At 73.4% G+C, this 18,362-nt stretch carries 16 protein-coding genes and 2 tRNA genes; 10 read left to right on the top strand and 8 right to left on the bottom strand.

What is annotated here, in order from left to right; all coding sequences use genetic code 11:
* Window positions 1–10 precede the first annotated feature (10 nt).
* Window positions 11–796, bottom strand: a complete 786-nt coding sequence (locus NITAL_RS11755; RefSeq protein WP_211262360.1) for a hypothetical protein — start codon at window positions 794–796, stop codon at window positions 11–13.
* A gap of 122 nt (window positions 797–918) precedes the next feature.
* Between NITAL_RS11755 and NITAL_RS11750 the strand changes: the two genes are divergently transcribed.
* On the top strand, window positions 919–1,926 hold the full coding sequence (locus tag NITAL_RS11750; protein ID WP_052666389.1) for a GNAT family N-acetyltransferase: 1,008 nt from the start codon (window positions 919–921) through the stop codon (window positions 1,924–1,926).
* A gap of 16 nt (window positions 1,927–1,942) precedes the next feature.
* On the opposite strand, the gene serB is transcribed toward NITAL_RS11750, so the two are convergent.
* Window positions 1,943–3,172: a phosphoserine phosphatase SerB gene (serB, locus tag NITAL_RS11745; protein ID WP_052666388.1), complete on the bottom strand. Its 1,230-nt coding sequence runs from the start codon at window positions 3,170–3,172 to the stop codon at window positions 1,943–1,945.
* A gap of 23 nt (window positions 3,173–3,195) precedes the next feature.
* On the opposite strand from serB, the gene NITAL_RS11740 reads away from it, so the two are divergent.
* Window positions 3,196–4,371 (top strand): aminotransferase class I/II-fold pyridoxal phosphate-dependent enzyme, encoded by a 1,176-nt coding sequence (locus NITAL_RS11740; RefSeq protein ID WP_052666387.1) that lies wholly within the window; start codon window positions 3,196–3,198, stop codon window positions 4,369–4,371.
* A 4-nt stretch (window positions 4,372–4,375) separates the two neighbouring features.
* Here the strand turns inward: NITAL_RS11740 and NITAL_RS11735 are convergent, their stop codons facing one another.
* Together NITAL_RS11735 and NITAL_RS11730 are read right to left on the bottom strand one after the other, a co-directional pair.
* Window positions 4,376–5,395 carry a DUF368 domain-containing protein gene (locus NITAL_RS11735; RefSeq protein ID WP_052666386.1) on the bottom strand — a complete coding sequence of 340 codons (1,020 nt, stop codon included), beginning with the start codon at window positions 5,393–5,395 and terminating at the stop codon, window positions 4,376–4,378.
* A gap of 154 nt (window positions 5,396–5,549) precedes the next feature.
* The gene (locus NITAL_RS11730) at window positions 5,550–6,095 is read right to left on the bottom strand and encodes a TetR/AcrR family transcriptional regulator (RefSeq protein ID WP_052666385.1); all 546 of its coding nucleotides are present in this window, start codon (window positions 6,093–6,095) and stop codon (window positions 5,550–5,552) included.
* Between the two features lie 123 nt (window positions 6,096–6,218).
* Between NITAL_RS11730 and NITAL_RS11725 the strand changes: the two genes are divergently transcribed.
* From NITAL_RS11725 to NITAL_RS28505, 7 genes are all read left to right on the top strand, one after another.
* On the top strand, window positions 6,219–6,989 hold the full coding sequence (locus tag NITAL_RS11725) for a DUF3995 domain-containing protein (protein ID WP_052666384.1): 771 nt from the start codon (window positions 6,219–6,221) through the stop codon (window positions 6,987–6,989).
* A 68-nt stretch (window positions 6,990–7,057) separates the two neighbouring features.
* Window positions 7,058–8,128, top strand: coding sequence for a DapH/DapD/GlmU-related protein (locus tag NITAL_RS11720; RefSeq protein WP_052666383.1), 1,071 nt, complete (start codon window positions 7,058–7,060; stop codon window positions 8,126–8,128).
* Between the two features lie 7 nt (window positions 8,129–8,135).
* The gene (dapE, locus tag NITAL_RS11715; protein WP_211262359.1) at window positions 8,136–9,284 is read left to right on the top strand and encodes a succinyl-diaminopimelate desuccinylase; all 1,149 of its coding nucleotides are present in this window, start codon (window positions 8,136–8,138) and stop codon (window positions 9,282–9,284) included.
* Window positions 9,281–10,000 carry a 2-phosphosulfolactate phosphatase gene (locus NITAL_RS11710; protein WP_052666381.1) on the top strand — a complete coding sequence of 240 codons (720 nt, stop codon included), beginning with the start codon at window positions 9,281–9,283 and terminating at the stop codon, window positions 9,998–10,000. The genes dapE and NITAL_RS11710 overlap by 4 nt, the downstream gene beginning before the upstream one ends.
* 22 nt (window positions 10,001–10,022) lie before the next feature.
* Window positions 10,023–11,621: an ATP-dependent DNA ligase gene (locus NITAL_RS11705; protein WP_052666380.1), complete on the top strand. Its 1,599-nt coding sequence runs from the start codon at window positions 10,023–10,025 to the stop codon at window positions 11,619–11,621.
* Between the two features lie 180 nt (window positions 11,622–11,801).
* Entirely contained in the window at window positions 11,802–13,460 is a 1,659-nt protein-coding gene (locus tag NITAL_RS11700) for a GspE/PulE family protein (protein WP_052666379.1), read from the top strand.
* Window positions 13,461–13,553: 93 nt separating this feature from the next.
* Window positions 13,554–14,249, top strand: a complete 696-nt coding sequence (locus tag NITAL_RS28505; RefSeq protein ID WP_052666378.1) for an HNH endonuclease — start codon at window positions 13,554–13,556, stop codon at window positions 14,247–14,249.
* Between the two features lie 43 nt (window positions 14,250–14,292).
* On the opposite strand, the gene NITAL_RS11690 is transcribed toward NITAL_RS28505, so the two are convergent.
* The 3 genes from NITAL_RS11690 to NITAL_RS11680 all read right to left on the bottom strand — a co-directional run bounded on the left by NITAL_RS11690 (window position 14,293) and on the right by NITAL_RS11680 (window position 16,240).
* Window positions 14,293–14,365, bottom strand: a tRNA-Glu gene (locus tag NITAL_RS11690).
* Window positions 14,366–14,461: 96 nt separating this feature from the next.
* Window positions 14,462–14,533 (bottom strand) — tRNA-Gln (locus NITAL_RS11685).
* Between the two features lie 126 nt (window positions 14,534–14,659).
* Window positions 14,660–16,240 (bottom strand): glutamate--tRNA ligase, encoded by a 1,581-nt coding sequence (locus NITAL_RS11680; RefSeq protein ID WP_169786824.1) that lies wholly within the window; start codon window positions 16,238–16,240, stop codon window positions 14,660–14,662.
* 169 nt (window positions 16,241–16,409) lie between these two features.
* Here NITAL_RS11680 and NITAL_RS28030 point away from each other — a divergent pair, with 169 nt between their 5' ends.
* On the top strand, window positions 16,410–16,940 hold the full coding sequence (locus tag NITAL_RS28030; RefSeq protein WP_052666376.1) for an SRPBCC family protein: 531 nt from the start codon (window positions 16,410–16,412) through the stop codon (window positions 16,938–16,940).
* Here NITAL_RS28030 and purB read toward each other — a convergent pair.
* Entirely contained in the window at window positions 16,898–18,355 is a 1,458-nt protein-coding gene (gene purB, locus NITAL_RS11670) for an adenylosuccinate lyase (protein ID WP_052666375.1), read from the bottom strand. The two genes, NITAL_RS28030 and purB, sit on opposite strands and share 43 nt — an antisense overlap.
* Between the last annotated feature and the right edge of the window lie 7 nt (window positions 18,356–18,362).

Here is an 18,362-nt window from a genome sequence, read left to right as displayed (position 1 = left end):
CCGCGGGCCGTCAGTCCTCGAGGACGTCGAGCACCGCGGCGGTCCGTGCGAACAGACCGCGGCCGTGCTCGAGACCCTGGCTGTCGGCCCACTCGCGCGTCTCGTCGAGGATCTGGCGCAGCTTGCCGGTGACCTCGGGGGCGGTCGCGCCGTGCTCGGCCAGGGCCGCGGAGGCGACCTTGTCCGGGTCGGTCTCGATCAGCTCACGGACGAGGTTCGGCGAGTCCTGCTCGTCACGCCACGCGAGCGCGCAGGCCGCCACGAAGTCCGTGGACTCGAAGTCGGCCTCCGAGGCGATGACCGCCAGGTGCATCAGCGCCTTGGCGGACAGACGGTCCTCGTCGGCGACCGCGGCGACCAGCGGCGCGTAGTCGCCGAGGTCCTCCTCGTCGACGAGCGGGGCGTGCAGCTGCAGGTACTTGGCCCGCACGGGGACGTTGGTGTGGACCTCGAGGTCGGTCGGTGGCTCACCCTCGGCCTGCCAGTCGGCCAGAGGCTTGGCGGCCTCCCAGTAGGCCGCGGGGTCACCGTCGCGCAGGGACGCGGGCGCTGCCAGGGTCTTCCTCGGGTCGACCGAGTAGCTCACGAGCCCCGGCCCGAGCTCGCCAGAGACGCTGCCGGCGTGGTCGCGTGAGAGCCAGCCGGTCACCCGCTTGCCGTTGGCGTAGGTGCCCGGCGCCGCCTGATCGAAGTCGTCGACCGGACCGAGCCGACCCGACAGGTCGGCACGCGTCCGGAGGCCATCCTCCTCGATGAGGGGCAGGTTGCGCACGGGGGTGAGGTGGAAGACGGTCACGCGGGCCACGGGGGGTGCCTCGAATCGTCGGGGGGAACGGCGCGTGAGGGTAGCGTCGGGGCACCGCTCCCTCTCCTCCCACCCCCGCCGACGAGCCGGGCGGCTGCCGTCCCGGAGGCCCCGTGCCCCCCGACCCGTGGACCGACGAGCTCCGGCTGGCGCCGGGGGGTCTTCGGCTACGCCGGCCAGCCTGGTCGGACGTCGCTGCGGTGGCCGACCTGCACGCCGCCGCCGAGCGCGCCAGGACCGGTGAGGTGCGTACGCGCACCGAGGACGTCCGCGTCCGGTGGCTGATGCTCGATGGCCTCGAGGACGTCGTCCTCGTCGAGGACGTCGACGCCGGTCACACCCTCGTGGGGGTCGGCGAGTACACCACTGAACTCGACCTCCTCGACGAGGCCACGGTCGTCCACGTCGAAGGGCAGGTGCACCCGGCCGCCACCGGTCGCGGCATCGCGACCCTGCTCCTCGACCGCGCCGACGTCCGTGCCCGCGACGCCGCCACGGTGGAGCAGGCCGCGGCAGCGGTGGTCCGCACGACGGTCGTCGACGGCGACGACCGTGCTCGCGCCTGGTTCACCGCCCGGGGGTTCGTGCTCGTCCGGCACCTGCTGACCATGCGCCTCGACCTCAGCGAGCCGGCCGCAGCACCCAGCTGGCCCGCCGGGATCGCCACCCGTCGGTTCCGCCCCGGCCGGGACGAGGAGCGGACGTGGCGGGCGCACCAGGCCGCCTTCGGGGACGTGGCCACGCACCTGCCCCTGACGCTCGAGGAGTGGGTCGAGGACCGGGTGCTGCGCGATCCTGCGTTCGACCCCTCGCTGACGGTGCTCGCCACCGACGCCGCGGGCGAGGTCGTCGGCCTGGCCGTCACCCGGGTCGGCGTCGAGGGCGCCCCGGAGGAGGGCTGGATCCGCGATCTCGGCGTGGTGCCGGCCTGGCGTGGACGCGGCCTCGGGATGGCGTTGCTGCTCGACGCGCTCCACACCTTCCGGACACGCGGGCTGACAGGCGCGGCGCTCGACGTCGACGACGTGACGATCGGGGCGGCGGTCCGGCTCTACGAGCGGGCAGGCCTGAGGATCGTGCGCCGCACCGACGTCGTCGAACGGCTCGTCGCGACCCACTGACGGGGCCGGGGCGCCATCAGAGCGGTGGCGTGCCGGGGACGGGGATCAGCCCGTCGCGGATCAGCTCGGGATCCTCGGCGTCGGCGGCCTCGATCTCGTCGCGCCGGATCCCGAGCAGGAACAGGATCGCGTCGAGGTAGGGCACGGACACGGCGGTGTCAGCCGCCTCGCGGACCACCGGCTTGGCGTTGAACGCGATCCCGAGCCCGGCCACGGCGAGCATGTCGAGGTCGTTGGCGCCGTCACCGATCGCGACCGTTTGTTCGAGGGGGATCCCCTCGGCGGCGGCGATCCGCTCCAGGACCCTCGCCTTGCCGGCACGGTCGATGACCTCGCCGAGCAGTCGTCCGGTCAGGCGCCCGTCGACGATCTCGAGCTCGTTGGCCACGGCGTGGTCGAGCTTGAGGTCGGCCCCCAGGCGATCGACGATGGTCGAGAACCCGCCCGACACGATCGCGACGGTGTACCCGAGGCGTTTCAGCGTCCGCACGAAGGTCCGCGCGCCCGGGGTCAAGCGCACCGCGTCCCCGACCCGGTCGAGCACCTCGACAGGTGTGCCGGCCAACATCGCCACGCGCTCGGTCAGCGAGACGGTGAAGTCCAGCTCGCCCCGCATGGTGCGTTCGGTGATGTCGGCGATCCGGTCGGCACACCCGGCTTCGACCGCCATCAGCTCGATGACCTCGTCCTGGATCAGGGTCGAGTCGACGTCCATGACCACGAGGCGCTTGGCGCGGCGGCCGAGCGACTCGCGCTGGATGGCCACGTCGATGGTGTGGGTCGCGGCGGCAGCGACGAGGTGTGCCCGCATCCGGTCCACGTCGCCCCCGACCACGAGGAACTCGAACGACACCACCGGGTAGCGCGAGAGCCGCCCGATGCGGTCGATGTTGCCGCCTCCGGCGGCGATCGCGCCGGTGATGTCCCGCAGGGACGCAGGCGGCAGGTGCGAGGCGATGACGGTCACCACCGCCCGGTCCCCGGTGCTGCGCGAGGAGTGGTCCTCGACGACCTCGAAGTCGAGCTGGAGGTCGTGCTGGAACCCGTGGAAGAGCAGCTCCTTGAGCGCGTCGTCGCCCTCCCCCACACCGATGAGGAGGTCCAGGGTCAGTCGCTCGCGGACGACGACCTGCTCCATGTCGTACAGGTCGACGTCGCTCGCGGCGAGCACGCCGAGCAAGCCCGTCGTGATGCCGGGCCGATCGCGTCCGGAGACGCGCACGAGGATGGTCCGCTGGCTGCTCATGGCGCGAGCGTACGCTGCGCGGCATGGTGACCTCGAACCCCGCGCTGGACAGCCTCGGTGGCTACCCGTTGGCGCGCCTCCAGGATCTGGCCGGGCAGCTGCGCGCGGACGGTCGGCCGCTGCACGACTTCTCGATCGGGGACCCGGACGAACCGACCCCGCCGTTGATCCGTCAGGCGCTCGTCGACGCCGTCGGTGCGGTCAGCCGCTACCCCACCGCCGCAGGCCAACCGGCGCTGCGCCAGGCGATCGCCGACTGGTTCGAGCGCCGCCACGGCGTGACCGTCGATCCCGACCGGCACGTGCTGCCCTCGGCCGGGAGCAAGGAGGCCGTCTTCCACCTGCCGCTGGCGGTGCTCGACCCGGGCGGCCCCAAGCGCCACGTGCTGTGGGGCGACCCCGGGTACCCCGTCTACGGCCGCGGCGCGACCTTCGCCGGGGGCATCTCGGACCCCCTGACGCTCCGCGCCGAGGACGGGTGGCGGCTGGACCTCGCCGCGCTCGACGCCGATCGGCTCGACCGGGCGTGCATCGCGTGGGTCAACCACCCGCACAACCCGACCGGCGCCACCGCGGACGTCGGCTGGTACCGCGAACAGCTCGCCGTCGCCCGCGAGCACGACATCCTGCTCGCCTCCGACGAGTGCTACCAGGAGGTCTGGTTCGATCAGCCGGCGCCGTCGGCCCTGGAAGCCGCCGACGGCGACCTGACGGGCGTGCTGGCGTTCGTGTCCCTGTCGAAACGCTCGGGCATGACCGGTTACCGCGCCGGCGGCATCGTCGGCGACCCTGAGCTGATCACCCGCCTGCGGCTGCTGCGCCCCAACGTCGGCACGGCGCCGCCCGACTTCGTCCAGGTGGCCGCCACCGCCGCGTGGAACGACCAGGCGCACGTCGACGACCGGCGTGCGGTGTTCGCCGCGAAGCGCGACGTGATCCTGCCGTTCCTCGAGGAGGTCGGCGTCGAGGTGTCCGGGTCACAGGCCACGTTCTACGTGTGGTTCCGGGCGCCGGGTGGCGACGACGCGGCCTACGCCGAGGCGCTGCTCGGCGAACGCATCGTGGCCTCACCCGGCCGTGCCTTCGGGCCAGGGGGACAGGGGTGGTTGCGCCTGGCGCTGGTCCCCACGGTCACCGGGTGTCAGGCCGCGGTCGACCGCTGGCGTGAAGCGATCGCCGCCGGACGCCTGCCCGGCTGACGCCTCACCTGGTGGCGGTCACGCGGCGTGCCAGGTAGCCGAACACCGCCACGGCCAGCCCACCACCGATGGCGATCGCCAGGACCAGGGGGACGTCCTCGGCGACGGGCGCCCCGAGGTCGGGGTCGCCGACGGTCACCGACGGCCAGGGCCACAGCACGCGAGCGCTCCCTGCCATCAACCCGAGGAGCGCGGCGAGCACGAGGTCGTGGTACCGGCGCAGCAGCCAGTTGAGCAGCGTCGAGAAGCTCGCGAGACCGACGACGCACCCCGCGGCGACGACGCCCAGGACCACCAGGTCGCGGGCGCTGACCGCCGCGATGACGACGTGGTAGGCCCCGAGCAGGACCAGCAGGAGCGACCCACTCACGCCCGGCAGGATCATCGCGCAGACCGCGATCGCGCCCGCGATGAACAGGAACGCCAGCGGCGGGTCGCCCCCGGCGACGCCCCGGAAGCCCAGCGCGACGAAGGTCACGGCCGCGACCGCGGCGCCGACCCCGAGGTGCAACGGGCGCGGCGCACGCAGCTCGGCGCTCGCCACGATCGTCGCGCCGATCACCAGGCCGAGGAACAGGGCCGACATCTGCACCGGTGCCGCCTCGAGCTGCCGTTCGATCAGCGAGGCCAGCGCGACGATCGCCGACCCCACGCCGGAGAGCAGCGCGACGAGGAACACCCACTCGATGGCGCCGAGGGCGCGCCCACCCTCACGCAGTTTGCCGCGGATCAGCAGCGACAGCGCTCGCGCCCCCTGGCGGACGTTGGCGATCAGCCGCTCGTAGATGCCGGCGACGAGCGCCACCGTCCCCCCGGAGAACCCAGGCACGGTGTCCGCCGTCCCCATGGCGAACCCGACCACGTACGTGCCCAGCACCTCGACCGGCAGCGACGGCCCCGTCCGCAGGTCCGCCTCTGGCGGCCGGGGGGCGACGGTCTCGTCCACACCATCGGTCCCCTCGACGTCCGTCACCTCGAGCCGCCCAGGGAGCTCGTCGGGTGAGGACGGCGGCGGCTCTGACACGCGGGACTCCGGAGAGCGGGGCTGATCACGACACGGGCGGGGTCGGCGCATCAGGCGGGGTGTCACGTGGTCCGGGCGCCGACCCGCCACGGTAGCGCCGCCCGCGGGGCGGCCGACGGACCGGACGGCGGCAGGCGGCACGGCGCCGCCTCGCTCAGGGCAGCAACAGGCTGACGACCTCGCGCCGCGTCGCGCGGTCCAGCGGCTCCCCGCCGTGCGCACGCCACACGAAGTCACCGATGAGCGTGCGGTACAGCAGCTGCGAGCGTCGCCGAGCGACGGCGCGTTCGAGCCCGGCCGCGACGAGGAGGTCGGCGACGTACCGCACGCGACGCCGGTCGACCCGGGCGAGGGTGGCGGCGGCCCGCGGGTCGCTGCTCGCCCAGGCGCGGATGGCCGGTTCGCCGCGGTCCCCGCTCCCCGACGGCGAGAACACCAGCTCGGTCAGGGCGCGTAACCGCGCCACGGGCTCGTCCGCGACGGACTCGACCTGTTCGATGACCGCATCGGTCCTGAGCGCCTCGAAGCGCGCGAGCACCGTGTCGAGGAGGTCGTCCCTTCCCGCGAAGTGCCAGTAGAAGCTGCCCTTGGTGACGCCCAGCCGCCGCGCGAGCACCTCGACACGGACGGCATCGATGCCGCCCTCGGCGAGCTCCTCGTCGGCCGCCTCGACCCAGTCCTCGCGCCCGAGCTTCGTCACCGTCGACCTCGCCTGCCGTGGATCTGCTCCGCCTGGACACGGACCGTACGTCAGCGTACGGTGCCTGGGACAGAACGTACGTCACCGTATGGTGATGTCCACGGCGACCCCCGGAGCGAACGCGTGAGCCTCTACCCCACCCTCGCGGCGGTCACGCTGGTGACCATCGGCGTGCTGCACTCGATCCTGGGCGAACGCGTCCTCATCCGGCCGTTGCTCGCCGACGGCCGCTGGCGGGTGGGGCTCCGGCGCCCGCACGCCGACGCGATCATCCGTTTCGCGTGGCACGCGACGACGATCGCCTGGTTCGGCCTGGCTGCGACGATGTTCGGGGTCGAGGGCTCGGTCGCCGTGACCGCCGTCGCGGTCGTCAGCGGGACGATCGGCGTGGTGTACGTCACCTGGCACCTGTCCTGGCCGGCGTTCCTCCTGGTCGCGTTGTGGGCGGCGCTGGCCGCCGGGCTCGCGTCGCGGTGGTTGCTCGCGAGCCTCGCGGTGGCAGCGGCCGTCCTCGCTGCCGGCGCCGCCGCGGTGCATGTGGTGTGGGCGACGGGGCGGGCCGCCACCTCCGCAGCAGCGGCGCTCCCGACCACCCCCGACGGCGGGTCCGTGCTCGGACGCCCCTCCCCCACGACCACGATCGCGGTGGCGCTCGCCCTCGCGACCTACGCGATCACGCTCGCCGCCCTCGTGTTCTGGCCCTCCCTGCCGCTCGTCCGGCTCGCGGTCGTCGGCGCGGTGGTGATCCTCGTACTGCGCGCGGCGGGTGACGGGCGGTACGTCGGTTTCAGCAAGCGGGTGCGGGCCACGCGCTTCGCTCGGCTCGACGACGCGCTGTACACGCCGATCGTGACGTCCCTGGCCATCGGCGGAGCAGCAGCCTTGGCGCTCTGACCGGCGGGTCGCTCGGGACCGTTAGGCTCGCTGTCCCTGCCGCCTCCCTGCCTTCTGGAGCCGCTCTCGTGTCCGACGCCACCCCCCGCCCCGCCCACGGCCTCGGGATCGCGACCCGCTCGACGCGGGGCGAGGGCACCAAGGTCCTCGACACCTGGTACCCCCACGCCCGTCTCGACACCCCGGGGGCGAGAGCCCTGGCCGACGCGCTCGGGCACGGGGACGCCACGGCGACCATCGAGCTGACCGACGAACACGTCGCTGCGCTGGAGCAGGCCGGTGCGGACGAGCAGCTCCTCACCACCGTGCGACAGCTCGTCGCGGCGGCGCAGCAGCCAGCGCTCGCCCCGACCCGCACGTCCCGCGTCGCGGTCGCGACCTTCGTCGCCGACCTCGACGCGCCGCCGACCGACGCGCACGATGCCTACCTGCGCCTGCACCTGCTGTCGCAGCGGTCCATCGCACCGCACGGCGCGAACCTGGATGGCGCGTTCGGCGCCCTGAACAACGTGGTGTGGACCGACCTCGGTCCCTGCGACCCCGACGGCTTCGAGCAGCTGCGGCTCGAGCTGCTCGCCGCCGGTCACCGCGTGCGCGTGACGTCGGTCGACAAGTTCCCCCGGATGACCGACTACGTCGTCCCGGCCGGGGTCCGCGTCGCCGACGCGGATCGCGTGCGGCTCGGTGCCCACCTCGCCGAGGGCACGACCGTCATGCACGAGGGGTTCGTCAACTTCAACGCCGGGACGCTCGGCTCGTCGATGGTCGAGGGGCGCATCTCGGCCGGTGTCGTCGTCGGCGACGGCTCGGACCTCGGTGGCAGCTCGTCGATCATGGGGACGCTGTCGGGCGGCGGCAAGGAGATCGTCCGCATCGGGGCTCGCACCCTCCTCGGCGCCAACGCCGGCATCGGGATCTCCCTCGGCGACGACTGCGTGGTCGAGGCCGGCCTGTACGTGACGGCCGGCACGAAGGTCACCCTCCCCGGCGGCGAGGTGGTCAAGGCGCGCGAGCTGTCCGGCCGCGACGGCCTGCTGTTCCGGCGCGACTCGGTGTCGGGCACGGTCACCGTCGTCGAGCGCGAGGGTGTGACTGCCGACTGGGGCGGGCTGAACGCTGCCCTCCACGCCAACGACTGAGGCACCCGTGACGACCCCGCCCGTGACGACCCCGCCGGCCGACCTCCGGGCCGACCTGACCGAGCGGCTGCTCGAGCACTGCTCGCTGATGTGTGTGACGGGCGACGAGGGCCCCATCGCCGACGCCACGGTCGCCCGGTACGAGGCGCGGGGCGAGCGGGTGACGCGGGTGCGCCACAGCATCGTGGTCGACGGACGGCGTGACGACGGCCGCCCGCTCGTGCTGCTGGTCGGGCACCTCGACGTGGTCGCGCCGACCGACGACGACGTGACGCCTCGGCTGGAGACCCGTGACGGCGTCGAGGTGGTGGTGGCACGCGGGACGTCCGACATGAAGGCCGGCAACGTGATCGCCATGGCCGCCTTCGAGGACGAGCAGCTGCGCGCGGCCTCGCCCTACGACCTGGCGCTCGTGCTCTACAGCGGCGAGGAGGGTGCGGCCGACGGCAACGAGCTGCGGGAGGTCCTCGAGGCCGTGCCGTGGCTGCGCGAGGCCGCGCTCGCCATCGTCCTCGAACCGACCGACGGCGAGGTCCAGCTCGGCTGCCTCGGAGGGCTGCACGCCGAGCTGCGGTTCACCGGCACCCAGGCCCACTCGGCTCGGCCGTGGCACGGCGAGAACGCTCTGACGAAGGCCGGCGCGTTCCTCGCCGAGCTGCACGAGGACCACGTCACCGACGTCGAGGTCGACGGCATCGCCTACCGGGACGTGTGGTCGGCGACGATGGCCTGGACACCGGGGCTCGCGCCAGGCGCTCGTGCCGAACAGCCCTTCCGCAACGTGATCCCCGGCGCGTTCACCGTGAACCTCAACCTGCGCTTCGCCCCGTCCCGGTCCCTGACCGCCGCCGAGGCCGAGCTGCGGGCACGTGTCGGCGACCGTGCCGAGGTGACCGTCACCGACCTGGCGCCTCCCGCGCCGCCGCGCCTCGACCACCCGGTGGTCCAGGCCTTCGTGAACAGCGTCGGTGCCCGGGTGGCGGCCAAGCAGGCCTGGACCGACGTGGCGCGCTTCGCCGAACTCGACGTCCCGGCGCTCAACTTCGGGCCGGGGCTGACCGCCCAGGCCCACCAGCGCGGTGAGTACGCCCGCGTCGACGACCTCGTCGACGGCCACGCGCGGCTGGTCCGCTTCCTGCGGGGTAGCTCGGCGTGACACCGACGCTGCGCTTCGTCGACCTCGCCGACGCGGCGCCCGACGAGGCCGTGGTCGTCGTCGACGTGTTGCGGGCGTTCACCGTCGTGCCGTGGCTGTTCCACCGGGGTGCCGCCCGGGTCCTGGCCGTCGACACCGCCGAGCGCGCCGAGGCGCTGCGGGACGGACCGGTCACGGGCGCCCTGCTCGCGGGTGAGAGCGGCGGGGTACCGATCGAGGGGTTCGACCTCGGCAACTCCCCCGTCGAGGTCGCGGCGCTGCCCGACGACCGCCTGGCCGGGCGAACGGTCGTCCACCGCACCTCCGCGGGGACCCAGGGGCTGGTCCGCACCGCAGGGTCGGGTGCGAGCTTCGCAGCGTCCTTCGTGACCGCCCGAGCCACGGCCACCGCGCTCCTGGCGCTGGCACCCACGCGGGTGACCTTCGTGATCACCGGCGCATCGCTCGGGCGGGACGGCGACGAGGACCTCGCCGCGGCTGAGCTGATCGGTGCCCACCTCCTCGGTCACGACCCGGATCCCGACCCGTTCCTCGCCCGCGTCCCCCGGTCGGACGCGGGCCGCTGTTTCGCGTCCGACGGGCCCGACTGGGCCCACCCCGACGACCTGGTCGCCGCGTGCGAGGTCGATCGCTTCGACGTGGCGCTGCACGTGAGCGTCGCCCACGACCTCAGCGCGAACGGTGCCACGCCGGTCCTGGCCGTCGGGCCCGCCTGAGGAGCTGCCGAGAGGAGCATCCGTGCAGCTCAGCGAGGTCGTCGAGGTGTCGCGCGAGGTCGGGGCGACGCGGTCCCGGAAGGCGAAGATCGCCGCCCTCGCGGCCGTGCTCGCCCGCGCTGAGGTGGACCTGCTCCCGGTCGTGGTGTCCTTCCTGTCCGGCGAACCGCGCCAGGACCGCCTCGAACTCGGGCCGGCGGCGGTGTTCGGGGCCGAGGCGCCCCCGGCAGCCACCCCGAGCCTCACCGTGGCCGAGGTCGACGACGCCCTCCAGCAGATCGCGGACACGCCAGCGGGCACGGGGTCGCGTACGGCCCGCATCCGGCTCCTGACCGAGGTGCTCGAGCGGGCGACGGCGGACGAACAGGACTGGCTGCGCCGCCTCGTGGTGCGCGACCTCCGCCAGGGGGCCCTGGCCGGCGTGCTGACCGCCGCGATCGCCCAGGCCGCTGCCGTCCCCGAGGCGGCGGTCCGCCGCGCGGCGATGCTGTCGGGTGATCTGCGCGTCACCGCCGCCGCCGCGATGACCGGTGGCGAGGCGGCCCTGACGGCGTTCCGGCTCGAGGTGGGGTGCGCCCTGGAACCCATGCTCGCGTCGACGGCGACGTCGGTCACCGAGGCACTGACCGAGACGACGGCCGCCGCCGACGGGCACGGCGGCGTCGTGGTCGAGGCCAAGCTCGACGGCGCCCGCGTGCAGGTCCACCGCGACGGCGACCGGGTCCTGATCTTCACACGCAACCTCAACGAGGTCGCGCACCGCATGCCCGAGGTGGTCGACGCCGCACTCGGCCTGCCGGTCAGCTCGGTGGTCCTCGACGGCGAGGCGCTGGCGCTCGACGACGAGGGCCGGCCACGACGCTTCCAGGACACGATGGCGCGGATCGGACGCGAGCGCGTACCCGCCGGCGGCTCGCCGGAGGAGGTGCCGCTCAGCGTGCGGTTCTTCGACTGCCTCCACCTGGACGGCGAGGACGTGCTCGACCGGCCGCTGCGGGAACGGCTCGACGCGCTCGCCCGGGCCGTCCCGGCCCCGCTGCGGGTCGAGGCGCTGACCACCGACGACCCGGCCGACGCCGAGGCGTTCCTGCAGCGCACGTTGGCGGCGGGTCACGAGGGCGTGATGGTCAAAGCGCTCGACGCGCCGTACGAGGCCGGCCGCCGCGGCGCGAGCTGGCGCAAGGTCAAACCCGTTCACACCCTCGATCTGGTGGTCCTCGCCGCCGAGTGGGGGTCGGGTCGGCGTCGGCGGTGGTTGTCCAACCTGCACCTCGGCGCACGTGCGGAACCGGGCGATCCCGTCGACGTCGAGGGCCCCGACGGCGGGTTCACGATGCTCGGCAAGACCTTCAAGGGCCTGACCGACGCCACGCTGACCTGGCAGACCGCAGCCCTCCTCGAGCGCGAGGTGCGCCGCGAGCAGCACGTGGTCCACGTGCGACCGGAGCTGGTGGTCGAGATCGCCCTCGACGGTTTCGTGCGCTCCACCCGGTACGCGGGTGGGATCGCGCTGCGCTTCGCCCGGGTCCGTGGCTACCGCGAGGACAAGGGAACTGCGCAGGCCGACACGCTCGCCACGGCCCGCGCCATCTTCTCCGGGCAGCGCCCGCCCGGCGCGTGATCACACCCGAACGCTCCAGCGCGAGCGATCACGGCCGACGGGGAGGGCGCAGCCATCACGCCGGTTCAAGAACGTGCCGTCGCAGACCGCGCCGATGGAGCCAGCGTGTCCGTGAACAGCCCCGCTCCGACCCAGCCACCACCCAGCCCGCATGCGGCACCGAGGCGGCGGATCGGGGACATGCTCGTCGACGCCGGCGTGCTCGACGAAGCGGCCGTCCAGGAGGTCATCCACCGACGGTTGCCCGGGGAACGCTTCGGCGACGTGCTGCTACGGATCGGGCTGGCCACCGAGGACGAGGTCGCCGACGCCATCGCCGGCCAGCTCCGCCTCCCCCGCGTGGACGTGACCTACCTCGTCCCCGACGCCGACGTGGTGCGGCTCGTCCCGCCGTGGCTCGCCGATCGCCACGGGATCCTGCCGCTGCGGCTCGAGGACGAGGTGTTGGTCATCGCCACCGACGACCCGTCCGACGTCTCGGTCCTCGACGACATCCGCCTGGTCGCCGGCGTGCGATCGGTCCGGCCAGAGGTCGCGAGCTCCTCGGCACTGGCGAGCGCCCGGCGGCGGGTCTACCGCGCCGACGCGACGCAGGATCTGCTCGAGGAGATCGGTGACGACCCGGCCACCGAGGACGGCGGCGAGGAGGGCCAGCTCCCCGACGACGCCGCACCGGTGGTCCGCCTCGTGCACCAACTGCTGTCGGATGCCGCGGCGCTCCGCGCCAGCGACCTGCACCTCGAGTCGGACGCCGAGGGCCTCCGCGTCCGCATCCGCGTCGACGGGCTGCTGCGCGAATCTGCACGGGTGCCGCGGTCCCTGGCCGCCCAGGTCCGCTCGCGCCTGAAGATCCTCGCGCACCTCGACATCGCCGAACGCCGACTGCCGCAGGACGGCCGCTGTCGGGTGCGTCTGGACGGTCAGAGCATCGACCTGCGGGTGTCCACGATGCCGACCCTCGACGGCGAGACCATCGTCATGCGCCTCCTGCCGCAGGGCACCGAGCGCATCGGCTTCGCCGAGATCGGGCTCAGCGCCACGGCCGAGGATCAGCTCCTCGAGGCGCTCGAACGGCCGCAGGGCCTCGTCCTGGTCACGGGACCGACCGGCTCGGGCAAGACCTCGACGCTGTACGCGGGCCTCACCGAGGTCGCCGACGCGACCCGCAACGTCCTCACCCTCGAGGACCCGATCGAGTACCAGCTGCCCGGCATCAACCAGACCCAGATCGAGCCCGCCATCGGGCTGACCTTCGCCCGCGGACTGCGTCACGTGCTGCGCCAAGACCCCGACGTCCTCCTCGTCGGCGAGATCCGCGACGCCGAGACGGCGCAGCTGGCGGTGGAGGCCGCGGCCACCGGTCACCTGGTCCTCGCCACGCTGCACACCAACGACGCCGTCGCGTCCATCGCGCGCCTGGTCGACCTCGGGGTCGATCGGTTCCTGGCTGCCGCCGCACTCGAGCTCGTGATGGCCCAGCGGCTCGTCCGTCGGGTCTGCGAGGGCTGCGCGTGCCCTGACCAACCGGAGGATCGCGTCCTGCGGCGCCTGCACCTCACGGCCTCCGACCTGCAGGACGTGACGCCACGGCGCGGCAGCGGCTGCGACGCGTGCGGCGGTACCGGGGAGGTCGGCCGCACCGCCGTCAGCGAGCAGGTGACCATCGACCAGCAGCTGCGTGAGCTGATCGGCGAGGGCGCCACCGAGAGCCAGCTCGCCCGCGCCGCCCGGGACGCCGGGATGCGCAGCCTCCGCGACGAGGCGCTCGCCCTGGCCGAGGCGGGCACGATCACCTACGCCGAGGTGCTGCGCTCGACCCCCACGCCGACGACCGGCTGACCGTCCGGCGTGTGGACGCTCGCCGCGGCGTGTCACGGTGCCGTGGCAGCATCCTGGTTGGGGGGCGGACCACGCCGAGGTCAGGAGCGCCGCGTGGCCCGTGACGACGAGCCCACCTGCCGTGAACCGAACTGCACCCGCGCCGTGTACGCCCGGGCGTGGTGCGGGATGCACTACAAGCGCTGGCTGCGGACCGGGTCCGCGGTCCGTGGCGAGCGACCCCGCACCTGCAGCGTCGACGGGTGCGACCGCGACGCGAAGACCCGCGGCTGGTGCCACGCCCACTACCAACGCTGGCGGTCCCACGGCGACGTCCGAGCCGACCTCCCCCTCCGCGCCACCGGGCCGTGCGACGTCGAGGGCTGCGACCGTCGCCGGCACTGCCGGGGGCTGTGCACCACCCACTACAAGCGTGTGGTGCTGACCGGTGACGTCCGAGCCCACGATCCCATCCGGCTCGTGACGGGTGACGGCTTCGAGCACCACGGGTACTGGATCGTGTCGGTGGCCCGTCGCGACCGTTGGCTCACCGGCGGGGAGCGCAAGATCGCGGAACATCGGCTCGTCATGGCCCGCCACCTGGGCCGGCCCCTGCGCAGCGACGAGACCGTCCACCACCGCAACGGGGACCGATCCGACAACCGGATGGAGAACCTCGAACTCTGGTCGTGCTCCCACCCGTCAGGTCAACGGGTGCAGGACAAGATCCTCTTCGCCGTCGAGATGCTCCGACGGTACGCCCCGCACCTGTTGGCGAGCGGTGACGACGAGAACGGGTCCGCACGCTGAGTGCGGACCCGTTCTCGCGATCATCCACGGATCGTGGAAGGTGTACTCCCGACCAGATTTGAACTGGCGTTACCGCCTTGAGAGGGCGGCGTCCTAGGCCTCTAGACGACGGGAGCTTGGTTGTCGGTGCTCCCACCGGGGTGGGAGCGGTGCGGAGCCTACCGAGGTAGGCCCCGGTGGGTCGAACGCGGCGCGGACGCTGCGCGACCCTGCTCGGGGGGAAGGACTCGAACCCTCAATAACTGGACCAGAACCAGCCGTGTTACCGATTACACCACCCCCGAAAGGTGGTCCCGCGCGACGTCGGACGGGCCGACGGCGCACGCGGCTGGGGATGGTACGGACGGGGACCGGGACGCGCAAAGCACGGGACGCGATGCGCGACCCGCGACCGATGGCCGCCGAACGCTTCAGCCGGCCGGCGCGTTGGCTTCCGCGACCGGCAGTGCGGCGTCGAGGCGTGCGAGCACCACGTCGCGGGGCAGCAGCTCGATCGATTCGAACAGCGGCGGGCTGACCGACGAGCCGGTCACCGCGACGCGGATCGGCTGGGCGACCTTGCCGAACCCGATGCCGAGCTCCTCGGGCAGCCCACGGAGCGCCGCCTCGATCGCCTCGACGGTCCACTCGACGTCCCCGAGCTCGCGCCGGGCGGCGGCGATCGCGGCGGCCGCACCGGCCTTGGTGAACACCTTCGCGACGGCGGCCTCGTCCAGGGCGACCTCGTCGGTGAGGAACGGCGGGGCGTAGGCCTGCACCTCGTCGAGCCGCTGCATGCGTTCCTGCACCAGGGGCACGAGGCCACCGACGATCGCCAGCTGCGGCTCGGTCGGTGGGTCGTCGAGGAGCCGGTCGCCGTAGGTGCCGTCGAGGAACGGCACGAGCAGCGCCGACAGCTCGGCCGGGTCGAGCTCGCGGATCCGTTCGCCGTTGAACGCGGTCAGCTTCTCGACGTCGAAGGCGGCCGCGGAGCGTCCGACGCCCGCGAGGTCGAAGGTCGCGACCAGCTCCTCGTCGGTCAGCCGCTCCTGGCCATCCGGGTGCGACCAACCGAGCAGCGCCAGGTAGTTGCGCAGCGTGGCGGGCAGGAACCCCTGCCGGGCGAACTCCTGGATCGCGACCGACCCATGCCGCTTGGACAGCTTCTTGCGGTCCGTGCCGACCACCATCGGCAGGTGGGCGAAGCTGGTCGGCCCCTGCCAGGTCGCCTCACGCGGGGGCATCCCGACCTCCGCGAGCGCTTCGTCGATCAGACCGTCGCGGACGAGCAGCTCGTGGATCAGCAGCTGACGCGGGGTGACCGACAGCAGGTCCTCGCCGCGGCAGATCAGCGAGATGCCCTGGGCGACGTCGTCGATCGAGTTGGCGAGGGGGTAGGTCGCCGAACCGTCCGAGCGCACCAGGACCGGGTCGGAGATCTGCGACCAGTCGAATCGGACCTCGCCGCGGACCAGGTCGTCGATCACGACGCTGCCGTCGTCGGGGGTGGCCAGCCGGAGCGAGGACGGGCGACCCTCCGCGACGAACCGGGCGAGGTCGTCGGGACCGTGGCGGAAGACGGCGGCCTTGACGACCGGTGGGCCGCCCCCCTGTCCGCCGCGCGCCTGCTCGCGCCAGGCCTCGAGGTCCTCGGCCGTCCGGAAGTCGTGGTAGAGCGCGCCGACCTCCTCCAGGCGACGGGCGACCGCCGCGTACAGGGCCGTGCGCTGCGACTGGCGGTAGGGGCCGTGGCCGCCACGCTCGGCACCGAGCGGGTCGGCCGGGTCCGGGCCCTCGTCCCAGTCGAGCCCCACCCACGAGAGGGCCTCGACCATGGACCGCATGGACTCCTCGGTCGCACGTGCGGCGTCGGTGTCCTCGATCCGGAACACGAACGTGCCGCCGTGGTGCCGGGCGTGCAACCAGTTGTAGAGCGCGGCACGGACGCTGCCGACGTGCAGCACGCCGGACGGGGCCGGGCAGAAGCGCACGCGGACGGGAGCAGGGGTCACGGAGGGCCTCACGGGACGGGGATGACGACCGCCGATGGTAGGCGGGTCCACCCCGGTGGCCGACCGGCCCTCTCGCAAAGGCCCTCCGCCCCTCCCGACCCGTGGTGCTGACCGCGTAGCGTCACCTCGTGCGCGGCGGGACGGGTCACCCGCCGGCGGGAGAGCAGCCGTGCAGTCCATCACCGTCAGACGTTGGGTCCCCGTCCCACCCCTCGAGGTGTGGCGGCGCATCCTCGACCTCGACCAGCTCGTCATCGACGACCGTGCGCTCGACCTCGAGGACGTCGTCGGCGACCTCACCGCCGGGACGGCCCCGGGGATCGGTGCACGTGCGACCATCACCCGCCGCAGCGGCGCGCACATGGACCGCATCACCGTCCACGTGGAGGATCGCATCGAACCCGAGCACCTGACGGTGACGATGACCACCGCCGGGGAGCGCTGGCTGGTGACCATCACGGTCGAGGAGATCCCGAGCGACCACGGGAGCGGCAGCGACGTCCGCTTCCACGCCGAGCGTGACCCGGCGAGCCGGCCGCCCGGTCACCTCGCGGTCGGTCGACGCCGCATCCACCGAGCGGCCGAGAGCCTGACGTCGCTGCTCGAGGGCCTCGCCCGCCAGCTCGATCGGTCAGCGGGCGGTCCCGTCACCGCGGCTCAGAGGATCGCGCCCGGGCGGTACCGCGCCGCCTCGGGGTAGCGGCTGGTCAGGTCCCCGACGGCCTCGACGAACCGGGCGACCTGGACCGGCGCGGCCCCGACGAACGAGGTCGGGTCCGCGACCAGGTCGTCGAGCTGCTCCCGGTCCAGGGGCAGCCGGTCGTCGGCCGCGAGCCGATCGAACAGGTCGTTGTGCTGCTGCCCACGCTCGCGGAGGGCCAGCGCGGCCGCGACCGCGTGCTCCTTGATGACCTCGTGGGCCGTCTCGCGGCCGACGTCGGCCCGCAGCGCCGCGACGAGCACGCGCGTGGTGGCCAGGAACGGCAGGTAGCGCGCGAGCTCGCGCTCGATGACCGCCGGGTAGGCGCCGAACTCCACCAGCACCGTCAGGAAGGTCTCGAACAGTCCGTCGGTGGCGAGGAACGCGTCCGGCAGCGCGACCCGACGGACAACGCTGTCGGACACGTCGCCCTCGTTCCACTGCACCCCGGCGAGCCCGGCGACCATCGTGAGGTGACCGTCGAGGATCACCTTCAGGCCGTTGACCCGCTCGCACGAGCGGGAGTTCATCTTGTGGGGCATCGCGGACGACCCCACCTGGCCCGGCTGGAAGCCCTCGGTGACCAGCTCCTGGCCGGCCATCAAGCGGATCGTGGTCGCCAACGACGACGGCCCGGAGGCGACCTGCACCAGCGCCGAGACGACGTCGAGGTCGAGCGAGCGTGGGTAGACCTGCCCGACGTTGTCGAGCCGAGCTGCGATCCCGAGGTGCACGGCGATGCGGTCCTCGAGCTCGTCGAGGGTGGCCTGCTCACCATCGAGCAGGTCGAGCGCATCCTGCTGGGTCCCGACGGGGCCCTTCAGCCCCCGCAGCGGGTACCGAGCGAGGAGGTCCTCGACCCGCAGCAGCGCCTGACGCAGCTCCTCCCCCGCGTTGGCGAACCGCTTGCCGAGGGTGGTCGCCTGCGCCGGGACGTTGTGGCTACGCCCGGTCATGACCGTCGCGGTGTGCTCGGCGGCACGGTCGGCGAGGATGGCCAGCGCCGCCACGCACCGGTCGCGCACCACCTGCAGCGCGCGGTGGACCTGCAGCTGCTCGACGTTCTCGGTCAGGTCGCGCGAGGTCATGCCCTTGTGCACGTGCTCGTGGCCCGCCAGGGCGTTGAACTCCTCGATGCGGGCCTTCACGTCGTGCCGCGTCGTGCGCTCACGCGCCGCGATCGACGCGAGGTCGACCTGCTCGACCACCCGCTCGTAGTCGGCGACGACGTCGTCCGGGACGTGCACGCCGAGGTCGGCCTGCGCTCGCAGGACAGCGAGCCACAGCTGCCGTTCCAGGACGATCTTGCCCTCCGGTGACCAGATCGCGGTCATCGCGTCGGAGGCGTAGCGGCTGGCGAGGACGTTCGGGATCACGGGTGCGCCTCGGCGGTGGGCGGCGGCGGGAGCACGCATCGAAGCA

The sequence above is a fragment of the Nitriliruptor alkaliphilus DSM 45188 genome (genome assembly GCF_000969705.1).
GTDB lineage: Bacteria > Actinomycetota > Nitriliruptoria > Nitriliruptorales > Nitriliruptoraceae > Nitriliruptor > Nitriliruptor alkaliphilus.
Note: the sequence above shows the minus strand (reverse complement) of the source record. Positions and strands in the feature narration are given on the sequence as shown.

Excerpts from the sequence above, each read along its gene's own strand:
- purB (WP_052666375.1), bottom strand. The coding sequence starts at position 18,355 with ATGCGTGCTCCCGCCGCCGCCCACCGCCGAGGCGCACCCGTGATCCCG.
- NITAL_RS11740 (WP_052666387.1), top strand. The coding sequence starts at position 3,196 with ATGGTGACCTCGAACCCCGCGCTGGACAGCCTCGGTGGCTACCCGTTG.
- serB (WP_052666388.1), bottom strand. The coding sequence starts at position 3,172 with ATGAGCAGCCAGCGGACCATCCTCGTGCGCGTCTCCGGACGCGATCGG.
- NITAL_RS11700 (WP_052666379.1), top strand. The coding sequence starts at position 11,802 with ATGCTCGTCGACGCCGGCGTGCTCGACGAAGCGGCCGTCCAGGAGGTC.